Source organism: Streptomyces sp. NPDC005263 (assembly GCF_042872365.1).
GTDB lineage: Bacteria > Actinomycetota > Actinomycetes > Streptomycetales > Streptomycetaceae > Streptomyces.
Genome location: NZ_JBIAKJ010000002.1, coordinates 261421 through 279730 on the forward strand (window position 1 = coordinate 261421; position 18310 = coordinate 279730).

8 protein-coding genes are annotated in these 18310 nt (G+C 71.6%); 7 read left to right on the plus strand and 1 reads right to left on the minus strand.

Annotation, left to right across the window (positions count from 1 at the left end; genetic code table 11):
• The first annotated feature begins 4 nt into the window (after window positions 1-4).
• From iolB to ACFYRY_RS08590, 7 genes are all read left to right on the plus strand, one after another.
• Complete coding sequence (gene iolB, locus ACFYRY_RS08560) at window positions 5-820, plus strand: 5-deoxy-glucuronate isomerase (protein ID WP_389143669.1); 816 nt, start codon at window positions 5-7, stop codon at window positions 818-820.
• The gene (iolD, locus tag ACFYRY_RS08565; RefSeq protein WP_389141573.1) at window positions 817-2709 is read left to right on the plus strand and encodes a 3D-(3,5/4)-trihydroxycyclohexane-1,2-dione acylhydrolase (decyclizing); all 1893 of its coding nucleotides are present in this window, start codon (window positions 817-819) and stop codon (window positions 2707-2709) included. The genes iolB and iolD overlap by 4 nt, the downstream gene beginning before the upstream one ends.
• A gap of 23 nt (window positions 2710-2732) precedes the next feature.
• The gene (gene mmsA / locus ACFYRY_RS08570) at window positions 2733-4235 is read left to right on the plus strand and encodes a CoA-acylating methylmalonate-semialdehyde dehydrogenase (RefSeq protein WP_389141575.1); all 1503 of its coding nucleotides are present in this window, start codon (window positions 2733-2735) and stop codon (window positions 4233-4235) included.
• A 187-nt stretch (window positions 4236-4422) separates the two neighbouring features.
• Complete coding sequence (locus ACFYRY_RS08575) at window positions 4423-7068, plus strand: CocE/NonD family hydrolase (RefSeq protein ID WP_389141577.1); 2646 nt, start codon at window positions 4423-4425, stop codon at window positions 7066-7068.
• On the plus strand, window positions 7065-7928 hold the full coding sequence (locus ACFYRY_RS08580) for an ABC transporter permease (protein ID WP_389141579.1): 864 nt from the start codon (window positions 7065-7067) through the stop codon (window positions 7926-7928). The genes ACFYRY_RS08575 and ACFYRY_RS08580 overlap by 4 nt, the downstream gene beginning before the upstream one ends.
• 203 nt (window positions 7929-8131) lie before the next feature.
• Window positions 8132-9913, plus strand: a complete 1782-nt coding sequence (locus ACFYRY_RS08585; RefSeq protein WP_389141581.1) for a fatty acyl-AMP ligase — start codon at window positions 8132-8134, stop codon at window positions 9911-9913.
• Entirely contained in the window at window positions 9865-16677 is a 6813-nt protein-coding gene (locus ACFYRY_RS08590) for an SDR family NAD(P)-dependent oxidoreductase (protein WP_389141583.1), read from the plus strand. The genes ACFYRY_RS08585 and ACFYRY_RS08590 overlap by 49 nt, the downstream gene beginning before the upstream one ends.
• Here the strand turns inward: ACFYRY_RS08590 and ccrA are convergent.
• On the minus strand, window positions 16674-18011 hold the full coding sequence (gene ccrA / locus ACFYRY_RS08595) for a crotonyl-CoA carboxylase/reductase (protein ID WP_389141585.1): 1338 nt from the start codon (window positions 18009-18011) through the stop codon (window positions 16674-16676). The genes ACFYRY_RS08590 and ccrA overlap by 4 nt on opposite strands.
• Between the last annotated feature and the right edge of the window lie 299 nt (window positions 18012-18310).

Consider the following 18310-nt stretch of genomic DNA (forward strand, 5'->3'; position numbering starts at 1 on the left):
CGAGATGACCAGCAACGAGCTGTACATCGCCAAGGGCACCGCCGCGAACGCCCAGTACGTGGTCGACATCGACCCCAAGCGGGCCGGCTGGACCCACAGCAGCCTGCGGATCGTCGAACTGGAACCGGGCGGCACCCACACCTTCACCGCCGGGGACAGCGAATGGATCGTCCTTCCGCTGCAAGGCGGATGTACCGTGCAAACAGAGGGTGAAGAGTTCCAACTCCTGGGCCGGGAAGGCGTGTTCGCCGGAGTCTCCGACTTCGCGTACGTGCCCCGTGACGCCCAGGCACTGATCGCCTCCGGCGCGGGCGGCCGCTTTGCTTTGGCAGGAGCGAAGTGCGAGCGACAACTCCCCGCCCGCTACGGCCCCGCGCCGGAGGTCCCGGAAGAAGTGCGGGGCAGCGGCAACTGCACCCGCCACGTCCGCAACTTCGCCTCCGCCGACGCCTTCGACTGCGACAAGCTGATCGCCGTCGAGGTCGTCACGCCCGGCGGCAACTGGTCCTCGTACCCGCCGCACAAGCATGACGAGAACCGGCCGGGCGAGGAGGCGGAGCTGGAGGAGATCTACTACTTCGAGGTCGACGGTCCGAACGGTTTCGGGTACCAGCGCGTATCCCCTTCTCGCGAGGGCGGTTCGGACGTCCTCGCGGAGGTCCGCTCAGGCGACGCCGTCCTCGTCCCCGACGGATGGCACGGCCCGTCGATCGCGCAACCCGGCCACGACATGTACTACCTGAACGTCATGGCCGGCCCGGGTGAGACACGGGAGTGGCGGATCTGCTTCCACCCGGACCATACGGAGGGTTACCGATGACGGCGCAGACCCCGACGACGAGGCTCACGGTCGCGCAGGCGCTCGTCCGCTTCCTGTCCGCCCAGTACACGGAGCGGGACGGGGTACGGCAGCGGCTGATCGGCGCGACCTGGGGCATCTTCGGCCACGGGAACGTCGCCGGGCTCGGGCAGGCGCTGGTGGAGTACGCCGCCGAGATGCCGTACCACCAGGGCCGCAACGAGCAGTCGATGGTGCACGCGGCCGTCGGCTACGCCCGCCAGTCGAACCGCCTGTCCACGCACGCCGTGACGACCTCCATCGGCCCGGGCGCCACCAACCTGGTCACCGGCGCGGCCCTGGCGACCGTCAACCACCTCCCGGTCCTGCTGCTGCCCGGCGACACCTTCGCCACCCGGGTCGCCGACCCGGTCCTCCAGCAGCTCGAAGTCCCGTACGCGGGCGACGTGTCCGTCAACGACTGTCTGCGTCCGGTGTCGAGGTACTTCGACCGCGTCACCCGGCCGGAGGCCCTGATCCCGGCGGCACTCCAGGCCATGCGGGTCCTCACCGACCCGGTGGAGACCGGCGCCGTGACCCTCGCCCTCCCGCAGGACGTGCAGGCCGAGGCGTACGACTGGCCCGAGGAGTTCTTCGCGGAGCGCACCTGGGCGGTACGACGACCGGGCGCCGACCCGACCGAACTCGCCGAAGCCGTAAGGGCGATCCGGGCTTCGGAACGGCCGCTGGTCATCGCGGGCGGCGGGGTCCACCACAGCCGTGCCGAGGAGGCCCTCGCCGAGTTCGCCTCGGCCACCGGCATCCCGGTCGCCTCCACCCAGGCCGGCAAGGGCTCCCTGCGCCACGACCACCCCCAGGACGTCGGCGGCGTCGGCCACACCGGCACCGCCACCGCCAACGAACTCGCCCGCCAGGCCGACCTGGTGATCGGCGTCGGCACCCGCTACACCGACTTCACCACCGCCTCGAACACCCTGTTCACCGGCGACGAGGTCCGTTTCCTGAACCTCAACATCGCCCCGTTCGACGGCCACAAGCTCGCCGGCCGGCCCCTCATCGCCGACGCCCGCAGCGGCCTGACGGAACTGACCGAGGCCCTCCAGCTGCACGGCCACCGCGTCACGGAGACGTACGCCGGCGAGTACGCCCTCGACAAGGAGCGCTGGGAGCAGCGCGTCGACGCCTGCTACGAGGCCGAGGAGCCCGACATACGGCCGACCCAGGCGCAGGTCCTCGGCGCCCTGGACGCCCTGGTCGACGAGTCGGACGTGATCATCAACGCGGCCGGATCGCTCCCCGGCGACCTGCACAAGATGTGGCGGGCGCGCTCCCGGGACCAGTACCACCTGGAGTACGGCTACTCCTGCATGGGCTACGAGATCCCGGCCTCGATCGGTGTGAAGATGGCGGCACCCGAGCGCAACGTCTGGGCACTGGTCGGCGACGGCACGTACCTGATGATGCCGACGGAGATCGTGACGGCCGTGCAGGAGGGAATCGCGATCAAGATCCTCCTGGTGCAGAACCACGGCTACGCCTCCATCGGCGGCCTGTCCGAGTCGGTCGGCGGCGAGCGGTTCGGTACCGCCTACCGCTACCAGTCCGGCGACGGCACGTACACGGGGGCGCCGCTGCCCGTGGACCTCGCCGCGAACGTGGCGAGCCTCGGTATGCGCGTGCTGCGCGCGAAGACCGTACGAGACCTCCGCGCCGCCCTCGCCGAGGCGCGGTCCGCGGACACTCCCACTTGTGTCTACGTCGAGACGGAAACCGCAGACACAGTGTCGGGCCCGCCTCCGGCGCAGGCCTGGTGGGATGTACCTGTGGCCGAGACCGCGACGCGACCGTCCGCGGTGAAGGCCCGTGAGCTGTACGAACGGCACGTCTCTACCCGACGCCGCCCGCTGTGAAGGACTACTGGAGTGATTCAGCCATGACGAAGATCGTCAACCACTGGATCGGCGGCAAGACCGTCGAAGGCGCGTCGGGAACCTACGGGCCGGTCACCGACCCCGCGACCGGCGCGGTCACCACCAAGGTCGCGTTCGCGACCGTCGACGAGGTGGACGCGGCCGTGGCCGCCGCCCAGGACGCCTACGCCTCCTGGGGCCAGTCCTCGCTGGCCAAGCGCACGGAGATCCTCTTCCGTTTCCGCGCGCTGCTGGACGCCAACCGGGACGCCATCGCCGAGCTGATCACCGCCGAGCACGGCAAGGTGCACAGTGACGCGCTCGGCGAGGTCGCCCGCGGCCTGGAGATCGTGGACCTGGCGTGCGGCATCAACGTGCAGCTGAAGGGCGAGCTGTCCACGCAGGTCGCCAGCCGCGTGGACGTGTCCTCGATCCGCCAGCCGCTCGGTGTCGTCGCCGGCATCACGCCGTTCAACTTCCCGGCGATGGTCCCGATGTGGATGTTCCCGATGGCCATCGCGTGCGGCAACACCTTCGTGCTGAAGCCGAGCGAGAAGGACCCGTCGGCGAGCCTGAAGATCGCCGAGCTGCTGTCGGAGGCCGGTCTGCCCGACGGCGTCTTCAACGTCGTGCACGGTGACAAGGTGGCCGTCGACCGGCTTCTGGAGCACCCCGACGTCAAGGCCGTGTCCTTCGTCGGCTCGACCCCGATCGCCCGCTACATCCACACCACCGCCTCCGCGAACCACAAGCGGGTGCAGGCCCTGGGCGGCGCCAAGAACCACATGCTGGTGCTGCCGGACGCCGACCTGGACGCGGCCGCGGACGCCGCGGTGAGCGCGGCCTACGGCTCCGCGGGCGAGCGCTGCATGGCGATCTCGGCCGTGGTCGCGGTCGGCGCGATCGGCGACGAGCTGGTGCAGAAGATCCGCGAGCGCGCCGAGAAGATCAAGATCGGTCCCGGCAACGACCCGACCTCCGAGATGGGCCCGCTGATCACGAAGGTCCACCGGGACAAGGTGGCGTCGTACGTGGCGGGCGCGGCGGCCGAGGGCTCCGAGGTCGTCCTGGACGGCACCGGCCACACGGTCGACGGCTTCGAGGACGGCCACTGGATCGGCATCTCCCTGCTGGACAAGGTGCCGACGACGGCGAAGGCATACCAGGACGAGATCTTCGGACCGGTGCTGTGCGTCCTGCGCGTCGACACCTACGACGAGGGCGTCGCCCTCATCAACAGCTCGCCGTTCGGCAACGGCACCGCGATCTTCACCCGGGACGGCGGCGCGGCCCGCCGCTTCCAGATGGAGATCGAGGCCGGCATGGTCGGCGTGAACGTCCCGATCCCGGTCCCCGTCGGCTACCACTCCTTCGGCGGCTGGAAGGACTCGCTCTTCGGCGACCACCACATCTACGGCAACGACGGCACGCACTTCTACACCCGCGGCAAGGTCGTCACCACCCGCTGGCCGGACCCGGCCGACGCCCCGTCGGGCGTGGACCTGGGCTTCCCGCGCAACCACTGAGCACCCCGAGACCCCGAGACCCCGCGCCCCGAGGGCGCGGGGTCTTCGCGTGGCGGAACCGGGCGAACCCCGCCGTCGCGCTACCACGGACGCGGTACATGAGAGCCGTCCCGTACCTCCCCGGGATGGCTCTCACTTCAGCCCACGGTCGACCGGCCAGGACCGTTTCACGCCGTACCGTTGACGCATGGATCTTCGACTGCCCCGTCTGCGAGGCGTGCTTCGGGGGCCGCGACGGCTGGGCGCCGCCGCGGCCGCCGTCGTCGTCCTCGCCGGCGCCGGGACATGGACGGCCGTCGCCGACGACGGGGCACCTCGGGTGAACCGCACCGACCGGGTGATGCCGCTGGACGGTGTCCGCATCGACACCTCGTACTTCACCTCCCCGGGGACCGGCCGTCGCCCCGCCGTCCTGCTCGCGCACGGCTTCGGCGGCAGCAAGGCCGACGTACGTCAGCAGGCGGAGGACCTGGCCCGGGACGGGTACGCGGTCCTGACCTGGTCGGCCCGCAGCTTCGGCAAGTCGACCGGCAAGATCGGGCTGAACGACCCGAAGGGCGAGGTCGCCGACGTCCGAAAGCTCATCGACTGGCTGGCGAAACAGCCGCAGGTCCAGCTCGACAAGCCCGGTGACCCGCGTGTGGGCATGGCGGGCGCGTCGTACGGCGGCGCGATCGCGCTGGAGACCGCCGGACTCGACCGCCGGGTGGACGCCATCGCCCCGGCGATCACCTACTGGAACCTCGCCGACGCGCTCTTCCCGAACGGCGTCTTCAAGAAGCTCTGGGCGGGCATCTTCGTCAACTCCGGCGGCGGCTGCGACACGTTCGAACCGCAGCTGTGCCGGATGTACCAGCGGGTGGCCGAGTCCGGCAGGCCGGACGCGCAGGCCGTGAAGCTCCTCCAGGACCGTTCGCCGTCCGCGGTCGCCGACCGCATCAAGGTGCCCACGCTCCTGATGCAGGGCCAGACCGACTCCCTCTTCCCGCTCGGGCAGGCCGACGCGGCGGCGAAGGCGATCCGGGCCAACGGCGCCCCCGTCGACGTCGACTGGATCGCGGGCGGGCACGACGGCGGCGACATGGAGACCGGCCGGGTCCAGGCCCGGGTCACCTCCTGGTTCGACCGCTACCTCAAGGACGACAAGGGCGCCGACACCGGCCCCGCCTTCCGCGTCACCCGCACCGGAGGCGTCGACTCCACCGACGGTCAGGCTCTGTTGCGGGGTGCCGACGGCGCGACGTACCCCGGTCTGGAGAGCGGACCGAGGTCCATTGCCCTGAAAGGCCGCGAGCAGCGCTTCGACAACCCGGCGGGCGCCAGCCCGCCCGGCGTCTCCGCGCTGCCCGGCCTCGGCGGCGGCGGACTCGCCCAGCTCTCCTCACTGGGCGTCGGCATCTCGCTGGACTTCCCCGGCCAGTTCGCCGCGTTCGAGTCGGCGCCGGTCACCGACGACCTGCGCATCACCGGATCGCCGACGGCCACCCTCCACGTCAAGTCGACCAGCGACGACGCCGTCCTGTTCGGGAAGGTGTACGACGTCGGGCCGGGCGGCGGACGACAGGTGCTGCCCTCCCAGCTCGTCACGCCCCTCAGGGTCGAGGGCGCCAAGGCCGGCAAGGACGTGACGATCACGCTGCCGGCCGTCGACCACCACATCGAGAAGGGTCACCGGCTGCGCCTGGTCCTCGCCTCCACCGACCTGGGATATGCCTCCCCGGCCGCCCCGGCGACGTACACCGTCTCCCTGAAGGGCGACCTCAAGGTGCCCACGGCCCCCGGTGTGAAGACCGCGGCCGCCTCGCTGCCCACCTGGGTGTGGTGGCTGCCGCTCGCGGGCGCCCTGACCGCCGTGGCCCTGCTGCTCACCGCCCGCCGCCGCACCCTCACCCCGGCCCCGGACCCGGAGCTGGCCGAAGTCCCCCTGGTGATCACGGACCTGAGCAAGCGATACGCCAAGTCCACCGACCGGTACGCGGTGCAGGAGCTGTCGTTCCGCGTGGAGAAGGGGCAGGTCCTCGGCCTCCTGGGCCCCAACGGCGCCGGCAAGACGACCACCCTGCGCATGCTCATGGGTCTGATCAAGCCCGACGGCGGCGAGATCCGTGTCTTCGGCCACGCGATCCGGCCCGGTGCCCCGGTGCTGTCGAGGGTCGGCGCGTTCGTCGAGGGCGCCGGGTTCCTCCCGCACCTCTCCGGCCGGGAGAACCTGGAGCTGTACTGGCAGGCGACCGGCCGTCCCGTCGAGGACGCCCACCTGGACGAGGCCCTGGAGATCGCGGGCCTGGGCGACGCGCTGGCCCGCGCGGTCCGCACCTACTCGCAGGGCATGCGCCAGCGCCTCGCCATCGCCCAGGCCATGCTCGGCCTGCCGGACCTGCTCATCCTCGACGAACCCACCAACGGCCTGGACCCGCCACAGATCCGCGAGATGCGCGAGGTGATGATCCGCTACGCGGCGGCCGGCCGCACGGTGATCGTCTCCAGCCACCTGCTGGCGGAGGTCGAGCAGTCCTGCACGCACCTCGTGGTCATGGACCGGGGCAGGCTCGTGCAGGCCGGTCCGGTCGCGGACATCATCGGCTCCGGCGACACCCTGCTCGTCGGCACCGCGACGCCCGTGGAGGAGCCGGTCGTGGAGAAGGTCGCCGCGCTGCCGGGCGTGAGCTCGGCGGAGCGCACCGACGACGGAATCCTGGTACGCCTCGACGCCGACGGCAGCGCGCGGCGCCTGGTCGTCGAACTCGTCCGGCTCGACGTGCCCGTCCAGGCGGTGGGCCCGCACCGCCGCCTCGAAGACGCCTTCCTCACCCTGATCGGAGGCTCCGCGTGAGCACCCTCGTCGAACGCACCGAGGTCGCCTCCGGCTACCGGGCGGGCCGCACGCTTCCCCTCCGGGTGGAGCTGGTCCGCCAGCTGAAGCGGCGCCGCACCCTGGTCATGGGCGGGATCCTCGCCGCCCTGCCGTTCGTCCTGCTCATCGCGTTCGCCATCGGCGGCACGCCGGACGGGAACGACGACCGGATCACACTGATGTCCACGGCCACGTCCTCCGGCGCCAACTTCGCCGCCGTGAACCTGTTCGTGTCCGCCGGTTTCCTGCTGGTCGTGCCGGTCGCCCTGTTCTGCGGGGACACGGTGGCCTCGGAGGCCAGCTGGTCCTCCCTGCGCTATCTCCTCGCCGCTCCGGTGCCCCGTGCCCGGCTGCTGTGGTCGAAGCTCGTCGTCGGGCTCGGCCTCAGCCTGGGCGCCATGATCCTGCTGCCGGTGGTGGCCCTGGCCGTCGGCTCGGCCGCCTATGGCTGGGGTCCCCTGCAGATCCCCACCGGCGGCTCGCTCGCGCCGGGCACGGCGGCGCAGCGACTCGTGGTCGTCGTCGCGTACATCTTCGTGTCCCAACTGGTCACCGCCGGGCTCGCGTTCTGGCTGTCGACGAAGACCGACGCGCCGCTCGGCGCGGTCGGCGGGGCGGTCGGACTGACCATCGTCGGCAACGTCCTGGACGCCGTGACGGCTCTCGATCACTGGCGCGACTTCCTGCCCGCGCACTGGCAGTTCGCTTGGGCCGACGCCGTACAGACCACCCCCGAGTGGTCCGGCATGATCCAGGGCACCGCCGTCTCCGTCACGTACGCCCTCGTGCTGTTCGCGCTGGCCTTCAGGGGGTTCGCCCGCAAGGACGTGGTGTCGTAGGCCGACGGCGGGCACCTGTCTGCCTCGGCCGCCGGGAGGGCGGGCGGCCCTGACGGCACGGATGCGAACGACGGTATCCGTGCCGCGCACTCGGCGTGTCGATCTATCAACATTATCTGTTCATGTTTCGCTGGCCCCATAGAGGGGCGTATCAGGCATTTCCGGAACCAACGGAAGCGCCCCAGCGAAGGCATGGTGATCAAATGTCGTCAGCCACGGGCGACACGCTCAGCCGCCATTTGGCCCTCTCCGCCCAGCAGGCGCCCGATGAGCCGGCGTTCACCTTCGTGGACTTCCACGCCGACCGCGACGGGACGTCCGTCGAGCTGACCTGGAACGAGCTGGACACCCGGGTGCGGGCGGTGGCAGCGGGACTGCGCCGGGCGGGCGTGGTGGGCGAGCGGGTGGCCATCGTCGCGCCGCAGGGCCTCGACTACGTGGTCGGCTTCCTGGGTTGCCTGGGCGCGGGCGCGATCGCCGTGCCGCTCTTCCCGCCCGACCTGCCCGGCCACGGCGAGAAACTGGCGGCCGTGCTGGCCGACGCACAGCCCTCCCTCGCGATCTCCGCCCCCGACCAACGGGAAGCGGTGGCCGCTTTCTGGACCGGCCACGGAACCACGTCCCCGATGCGTGTCATGAGCGTCGAGGGCCTTGTGCGGACCGCCGGCACGCCGCGTACCGAGGCCCGGACCGCCCGGGACCCACGGCCCGAGGACTGCGCCTACCTCCAGTACACGTCCGGATCGACGCGGATGCCGTCCGGGGTGGAGATCACCCATGCCAACGTCTGCGTCAACGCGCGGCAGGCACTGGAAGCGTATGACATGGGCCCCGGGGGCCACTGCGTAGTGAGCTGGCTCCCGCTGTACCACGACATGGGTCTGATGATCGGGATCATCATGCCGCTGGTGCGCCGCATGCGGTCCGTCCTCATGGATCCGTTGGCCTTCGTCCAACAACCGGTCCGCTGGCTCCGCCTGCTCACGCACCACGACGGTGCCCTCACCGCCGCACCGAACTTCGCCTACGACTACTGCGTTCACCGAGTACCACCCGAGGAACGGACGGACCTGTCCCTGGGCTCGGTCGCCGTCATGATCAACGGCAGCGAGCCCGTCAGTCCGCGAACCATCGAGCGTTTCCACGAGGCCTTCGCACCGTCCGGCATCCACCGGACCGCCATGCGCCCCTCCTACGGCCTCGCGGAAGCCACCGTGTTCGTCACGGCGTCGCCCGCCGGGGAGGAACCGACCGTCACCCCCTTCGACCGGGAGCTGCTGGCGCAGGGGATCGCGCGGGTCGCCGAACCGGCCGAAGGAGGGCCCGTCACCGAGCTGGTCGCCTGCGGTCGGCCGACCGACCAGGAGGTGGCCATCGTCGATCCGGCCACCTGCCGCCGGCAGGACGACGGGACGGTCGGGGAGATCTGGCTGCGCGGCCCGAACATCGGGCGCGGCTACTGGGGCCGCCCGCCGGACGGACACCACTTCGGCGCCGTCATGGAGGACGGAGACCCGGCCGGTCCGGCGCCGCGTTGGCTGCGCACGGGCGACCTGGGGATGTGGCACGACAAACAGCTCTACGTCACCGGCCGGATCAAGGACCTGGTGATCGTCGACGGTACCAACCACTATCCGCACGACATCGAACTCACCGTGGAGAACGCGCACCCCGCCGTCCGACGCCACCACACGGCCGCGTTCGCCGTGCCCACCGACGAGGGCGAACGGCTCGTCGTCGTCGCCGAGCACGCCTCCGCCGTCACCGACCCGCACACACGCCTCGACGAGGTGACCCGAGCCGTACGCGGGGCCGTCTCGGTCACCCACGGCATCGCCGTCCACGACTTCGTCTACGTCCCACCGGGCGCCGTACCCCGCACCACCAGCGGCAAGGTGGCCCGCGCCGCCTGCCGTGCGCGCTACCTCGACGGCACGTGGACGGCCACGACACCCGGGGCACCGAAGAGATCCGGCGCGGCATGACCGGCGCACCCCAAGGGGCGACAGCCGCCGAGTTGCGCACCCTGCTGCGTCAGCTGGTCGCCGACCTGTGCGGCGTCCCCGGCGACGAGCTCGACGACCGACGTCCCCTGACCGAGTACGGACTGACCTCGCGGGACGCGGTCGGTCTCAGCGGACGGCTGGAACAGCTGCTCGACCGGACACTGCCCGCCACCCTGGTGTGGGAGAACCCCAGCATCGAGCAACTGGTCCGCGGCCTGGCGCCGGGAAACCCGCGCGAAGACGGCACCCGCACCCCGGCCCCGACCGCGACCCCGACCAACGCCACCGACCACACCGGCCCCGGCGCCGACGCGGTCGCCGTGGTCGGTGTCGGATGCCGCCTCCCCGGCGGCATCAACGGACCGGACGCCTTCTGGGAGGCACTGCTCGCGGGGACGGACGCGGTGAGCCAGGTCCCGGACGAACGCTGGCAGCTCTTCGACGACGGGGCGCCCCAGACCGCGGCGGTCCTGGCACGTACCACCCGCTGGGGTGCCTTCCTGGACGACATCGAGGGCTTCGACGCCGACTTCTTCGGGATCACGCCCGGCGAGGCCGACGTCATGGACCCCCAGCAACGGCTCCTTCTCGAAGTGGGGTGCGAGGCCCTCGATCACGCGGGAATTCCGCTCCCGGCCCTGCAAGGCAGCGCGACCGGCGTGTTCGTCGGGCTCAGCGCGCTCGAGTACGGGCATCTGACCACAGCGGACCTGCCGGGCGTCACACCGTGGACGAGCAGCGGGGCGGCAGGCAGCATCGCCGCCAACCGCCTGTCCTACCTGCTCGACCTGCGCGGCCCCAGCATGACCCTCGACACCGCCTGTTCCTCGTCCCTGGTCGCCGTGCACCAGGCCTGCCGCAGCCTCCGCGACGGCGACTGCGACACCGCTCTGGCCGCCGGGGTCAACGTGCTGCTCTCACCGGCCATCACCGCCAACTTCGACCAGGTCGGCGCGCTGGCACCGGACGGCAGATGCAAGCCGTTCGACGCGCGGGCCGACGGCATCGCGCGCGGCGAGGGATGCGGTGTCGTCGTCCTCAAACGGCTCACCGACGCCCAGCGCGACGGCGACCGGATCCTGGCCGTCGTCCGCGGCACGGCCGTCAACTCCGACGGCCGCTCGGCCGGGCTCACCGCACCCAATCCGGTCGCCCAGGAGGCACTGCTGCGCAGCGCGCTTCGGGACGCCGGCACGGACCCGACGGACATCGGCTATGTCGAAGCGCACGGCACCGGAACGCTGCTGGGCGACCCCATCGAGGCGGGCGCCCTGGGCACCGTCCTGGGCCGTGACCGCCCGCCCGGCCGACCGCTGCTGATCGGCTCGGTCAAAAGCAATCTGGGGCACCTGGAGGGCGCGGCGGGAATCGTCGGCCTGATCAAGACGGTGCTCTCGCTCCACCACGCGACGCTGCCCGCCAGCCTCCACTTCCACCGCCCCAACCCCCACATCGACTTCACCGCGCTGGGCCTGCGCGTCGTCACCGAGCCCACCGACTGGCCGACCGAGGACGGGCGCCCCGCCCTGGCGGGGGTGTCGGCCTTCGGCTTCGGCGGCACCAACGCCCACGCCGTCCTGGAGCAGGCGCCCCAGCCGGCCCTCCCGCCCGCCCGCGAACCCCGGCACGGTCATCGGGGCACCACGGCCACCCGGGAACGAAACGACGAGGGCGTCCCGCACATCCTGCTGGTCACGGCACGCACTCAGGACCGGCTCGGGGACACCGCCACCGGTCTCGCCCGGTGGCTGCACACGCGGGGCGCCGCTCTGTCGCTCACCGACGTCTGCCACACGCTGGCGCACCACCGCCGGGGTCCCGCAAGCGCCGCCGTCGTCGGCCGCGAGCCGCACGACCTCACCGCCGCACTCGCGGCGCTCGCCAAGGGCGAGTCCCCGACGGGCGTCGTGCCCCCACGGACCGAACAGGCTCAGGAAGCCGACCGGGAGACGCCACGCCGCCCCGTTCTCGTCTTCTCCGGTTACGGCTCCCAGTGGGACGGGATGGGCCGCCGACTCCTGCGCGAGGATCCCCTCTTCGCCGCTTCCGTGGCCGAACTGGACCCCGCCTTCGAGGCGGAGACGGGCGTCTCCCTGACGGACCTGCTCTCCAGCACGGACCGGGGCACCGGCGTCGACCGTACCCAGCCGCTCCTGTTCGGCCTCCAACTCGCCCTGGCCCACACCTTGCGGGCCTACGGAGTCGTACCCGCCGCCGTCATCGGACACTCGATGGGAGAAGTGACCGCGGCCGTGGTCACCGGCGCCCTGGACACCCGCGACGGCCTACGGGTGATCCTCGCCCGTTCCACCCGGCTCGCCACCGTCGACCAGGAACAGGCCGGCGCCATGGCCGCCGTGGAGCTGCCGGAGGAAGCCCGCGCCGACGTCCTCGGCCGCCGACCGGAGGTCAGCATCGCGGTGTACGCCTCGCCGCAGCGGTGCACCGTCACCGGGCCCAGCGAACCGATCGCCCGTCTCGTCGAGGAAGTCGAGGCGCAGGGGCGGCTCGCCCGTCTCCTCCCGGTCGGCGGCGCCGGACATTCACCGGCGGTCGATCCCGTCCTTCCGGCGCTGCGCGACGCCCTCGACGGCATCAGCCCACGGGCCGCGACCGTCCCCTGGTACGGGACCGTCCTCGACGACCCGCGCGCCGAGGTCCACGCGGACGCGGACTACTGGACCGCCAACGCCCGCCGCCCGGTCCGCTTCCACCAGGCGGTGGCCGCCGCGGCAGCCGACGGCCACGACCTCTTCCTGGAGGTCTCACCGCACCCCGTCGCCGTCGTCCCGATCACCGAGACACTCGACGCGGTGACCCCGGGGCGCGGGCGGGTGCTGTCCACGATCCGCCGCGACAGTGACGAGAGCGTGCACCTGCGCACCGCGCTGGCGGAGCTCCACCTGGCCCAGGTGGACGGCCTGGCCGGACAACTCTGGCCGGACGGTGAGCGGTTGACCGTGCCGAGCCCTCCCTGGCGTCATGTCCCGCACTGGTTCCGTCGCGGCAGCCGGTCCAGGCGGCCGTCCCAGGTGGGCGGCCACCCGCTGCTGGGGGCGCGGGTGGAGGATCCCGGCACGGACCGGGTCCTGTGGCACGGGGACATCGGCACTGACGGCTGGAACCTGCAGCCGTCCACGGTGCACGGCAGGCCCGTTCTGACGCTGCCCGCGTGCGCGGAACTCGTGATCGCCGCGGCGACCGCCACGAGCGCCGCGGCCACCGAGTCGCTACGCATCGAGGACCTGACCGTCCATCAGTGGCTGCCGATCTCCGCGCGGACACCGGTCACCACCGTCTGGGAGCCGGAGGGCCGCGATCAGGCCACCGTCAGCATCCACTCCCGGTCCGCCTCCGGCGCCTGGCTGCGCCACGCCTCGGCTCGCGTACTCACCAGGCCCGAGGCGCTGACGCCTCGTGAGCCGGCAGGGACCGCCGCTCCCTTCGAGGTCGGTTTCCGCGTCCCCGCCGCCGAGGACCACGCACCGGACCAACGACACGGACAGCTCCTGCACGCCGTTCTGCACGCGCCGACCCGTCGGGACCTGCCAGGGGCGGACCCCGCGCAATGCGCCACCGAAGACGTTCCGGTCACCGTGCGGTCCCTGCGGGTACGGCTACAGGTCCCCGCCGATGCCGAATGCCTGGTCCGGTGCCTGCCGCGTACCGACGAAACGGCCACCGGCGACCAGGCCCCGGACCGATCCCACCGCGGCGGGTGGGACATCCATGCGGAGGACGACGGGGGACGAGAGCTGATCGTGGCGCACGAGACGCGGTTCCGGGCCGTCGGACCGACGGAGGTCCCGCGGCCCCTCGATGAGACGACCTATGAGATCGAATGGGAGAAATCCCCGGTCTCCGTCCCCTCCCCACCGACCCATGTCCTCCTGCTGACCAACCAGCCCGAGGGCAGCGGGAACACCTGTGCCGTCCCCCTCACGTCGGCCCTCGAGGAACAAGGCGTCGAGGTCGTGGTCGCGCACACCCGGGACGCTTCCTTCCCCGACGTGCTGGACACCTGGCGCGAACAGACCCACGACGGGCGGGCCGCCCTGGTCATGCTCGTGACGGACGGCCCCGAACCGCCCGGAACCTGTCAAGGGCTGCACGCCGCCGCGGACGTCGCCCGTCGGCTGGCCGCGGACCCGCGGCCCCTGTCCGTTCCCCGGCTGTGGCTCGTGACCGAGCGGGCCAGGTCCGTCGTACCGGGGGAGACCGGGAACCCCGATCTGGCCTCGCTGCGCGGACTGGTGCGCGTACTGGCCCTGGAGCAGCCCACGCTGCGCACGACGCTGGTGGACATCGACCCGCAACCCGGTCTCGTGGACGACCTGGTCCAGGAACTGCTCTGCGACGGCGAGGCCGACGAGGTCGCCTGGCGTGCCGGGACCCGCTTCGTCGCCCGACTGGCCGCCGCGGACCCCGACGACACGCCCGGCCGAGTGCCCTTCGCGCGTCCCGACGGCGCGTACATCGTGACGGGCGGTCTGTCCGGCCTGGGCCTCGCGACGGCGCGACGGCTGGCCGAACAGGGCGCGGGCCGCGTCGTCGTGAACGGTCGCCGCGCCCCGGGCCCCGACACGCGGGCCGCCCTCACCGCACTCGGCGAGTTCGGCACCTCCGTCGCCGTGGTGCGGGGAGACGTCGCCGAGCCCGGTGTGGCCGCGCGTCTGGTCGAGGCGGCGGTGTCCGAGGGGCATGCCCTGTGCGGGGTCGCGCACGCCGCGGCGGTGCTCCACGACCGCATCGTCACCGACCTGCTGCCGTCCGACATCGACGCCGTCCTCCGGCCGAAGGTCACCGGAGCCCTCGAGTTGGAGGCGGCCACCGAGGGGCACGACCTCGACTGGTGGCTGCTGTACAGCTCCGCCGCCGCCCTCTTCGGCTCCCCCGGACAGGCGGCCTACGCCGCCGCCAACGCCTGGCTGGACGCGCACGCCCACCACCGCCGCGCCGTCGGCCGGCCGGCGACCGCCCTCGCGTGGGGCCCCTGGGCCGAGGTGGGCGCGGCACCCCGTGACCCCGCGGTGAACACCGCGCTCGCTCTCGACCCCATCACCTCCACCGAGGGACTGGACGCCCTCCAGGCCCTCGTCACCCGGGGCCGGGCGCACACCGGCGTGGTACGTCTGGACGCCCGCCGGGTATTGGAGGCCTTCCCCGGAATGGACGCGCTCCCCTTCTTCGCGGGGGTCCTGCGGGGTGATCATCTCCCCGACGACGAATGGGACGGCCCGGCCGGCATCGCGACGCTGGGCGACGCGGCCCCCGCCAGGGTCTACGAACGTCTGGTCACACGCACAGCGGCGGTCATGGGACGCGCGGTCCAGGACCTGGACGAGGACACTCCGCTGACCGACCTCGGTCTCGACTCCCTCATGACGGTGCGGATCCAGAACGCCGCCAAGCAGGACTTCGCCGTGGCCTTGCCCACCCCTCTCCTCCTGCGGGGTGCCACGCTCCGTGCCGTCGGTGACGCGGTACTGCGCGAACTGGGTCTGCCGTGGGCTGATTCCCGTGAGGCCTCGCCGGACAACGAACCGCAGGACACCGAACCGCAGGACACCGAACCGCAGGACACCGATCCGCAGGACACCGATCCGCAGGACACCGGGCAGAAGCTCTTCAGCGCCGGGGCGACCCCGCCGCTGCCGACCCGGCTGGCCCCTCGCGACGCCGCCGAACGTGTGGTGGCCGGCGTCTGGAAGGAGATCCTCGGGCGCCCGCCGAAGGACGTGAACGAAGACTTCCTCGCCGCGGGTGGTGACCGGCACACCGCTCACGACCTGGTGGAGGGCGTTCACCGACGCCTGGACGCCACCGCCCCGGGCCTCACCGCGGAGCGCGTCCTCGCCCACTCCAGCGTCGCCACCCTCGCGGAGCTGATCCGGCCGGTGGTGAACGGAACCGGCGAGTCCGTCCTTCGTGTCCTCCGCGACGGCCGGCCCGGCGCCGACCGCCCCGCCCTGTTCACCTTCCACCCCGCCGGCGGGCCGACCTCGGTCTACCGGCCACTCGTCCAGCTGCTCCCCACCACACGCAACGTGTACGGATTCGACCGCGTGGACCGTCTGCGGACGATGGAGGAGAAGGCCACCCACTACATCGGCCTCATCCGGGAGCTCCAGCCCGAGGGGCCGTACCACCTGCTGGGCTGGTCGTTCGGCGGCTGTCTCGCCTACGAGGTCGCCCGCGGGCTCCGCGAGACCGGCGCCGCCGTGGGCTTCCTCGGACTCATCGACACCATCCTGCCGGCGGCTCTGCCGGGGCTGGAATCCAAGGAGATGCTCATCGAACGGTTCGGCCGCTTCGCCGCATACATCGAGAAGACGTACGGACGCCCACTCGACCTGCCCTACGAGGAACTGTCCGCCACGCCCGACGAGCAGCAGATCGACGTGGTGATGCGGCTCGTCGCCGAGGCCGGTCTCGACATGAGCCCCGGAATCATGGAGCACCAGCGCACGTCCTACGTCGACGCGCGGGTGGGGGAGCGTTACCGGCCTCAGCCGTACCCGGGCCACGTCGTCCTCTACCGCGCCCAGGAGTCACAGCCGTTGACCACCGCCCTCGACCCCCGCTACCTGCGCGACGAGGCGGACCTCGGCTGGGCGCCGCTGTGCCCGTCGCTGGAGGTGGTACCCGTCCCTGGCGATCACCTGTCGCTCATCGACCCGCCGCATGTCGAGGTCATCGCGCGGCACCTCACCGAAGCCCTGGAAGGCCAGGGCAGGCCCTAGGAGACCGGCGGCCCACTCCGGAACGTGCGCAGTCGGTCCTCGCCCACGCGCGCCCTGGCCTGCGGGTCCGTCACCCCGAGCCCGGAGTGCGGAGCGAGACACAGCACACCCACCTTGCCGATGTGCTGGTTGGTCTGCACACTCCTGGCCGCGGTCGCGACCTGGTCGAGGGTGTACGTCGTCGACAGTGCCGGCAGCAGACGGCCCATGCCGAACAGCCGGTTGACCTCCCACTGCTCGTGCAGGTTGGCCCCGTGGCTCCCGATGATCCTCTTGAGCCGCATCCACAGGTAGCGGTTGTCGTAGGTGTGCTGGTAGCCGGTACTGGAACCGCAGGTGACCACCGTCCCACCGCGTCTGGCGAGAAAGACCGAGGCCTGGAATGTCTGCTGGCCGACGTGCTCGAAGACGATGTGCGGATCCTCGCCCGCCGCGTCACGCACGGCGGCGCCGAGCTTCTTCCATCCCTCCGGCCGCTGCAGCAAGGTGGCGTCACCCTCGTCGATCTCCGAGCGGTTGATGACCGCCTCACAGCCGAGGGACCGCAACAGGTCAGCTTTTTCGCGGGAGTTCACCACGCCGACCGGGATGCCGCCACCGTTGCGGACGAGCTGGACCGCGTAGGACCCGAGCCCGCCGGTCGCACCCCAGATCAGCACCACGTCCCCCTGCTTCATCTGGGCCCCGCGGTCGCTGACCAGCATGCGGTAGGCGGTGCCGGCGCACAGCGGGTTGACGGCCGCCTCCTCCCAGGTGAGCAGGGCCGGCTTGGGCATCAGCTGGCTGGCCCGCACGATCGCGTAGTGCGCCAGTCCGCCGAAGTTCGTCTCGAAGCCCCACGCCTTCTGCCCGTGGCCGAGCATGCCGTCCCGGTGTGTCTCGTGGTCCTGGTCGTCGACGTAGGCCGTCGCCACCACCACGTGGTCCCCGACCTTCCACTTGCGGACGGACGACCCCGTTCGCACGATGACACCCGAGGCGTCCGACCCCACCACGTGGTACGGAAGGTCATGCCGCGCCTCCCACCCCCCGGCCTTCCCCATCTGCCTCAGGAACTGGAACGTCGGCAGTGGCTCGAACATCGCGGTCCACACGGTGTTGTAGTTGATGGAGCTCGCCATCACCGCGATCAGGGCTTCGTCCGGAGCCAGTTCGGGCATCGCGACCTGGTCCACGGAGAGGGACTTCTGTACGTCCTTGTCCTCGGTGTCCTGGAACATCTTGATGTCGGCCAGACGCACCGTGGCCGCGGCGAACTGATCGGGCAGGGGCAGCTGCTCCAGCGTGGCCCGGTCGGCACCGGCGATGACGGCCTCGGACATGGTCGTGCTCATGGAGTCTCCCAACGGTTCCTGGGCCGCGTTCGGCTGCCCCGCGGTTTCACTGGCCGGTCTTCCCCGCCACCTCTTCACAGCAAGCCGCCTGCCTCGACGCGGCGCAACCGCGCGGTCCTCCGTCTGGCCGCATGACGGGCCGACCGGCGAAGCATCATGAATCACACCAAGCGTGATCAGTTGATCATATCTACATAAAATCGGCGTGTCGGCTGGGTGTGGGGTGGCCGATTTCGGCATGGTCTGCACGTATATGTCGTATGTCGACAGGGTCGTATCCGCCCCGAGGAGTCCCCCGC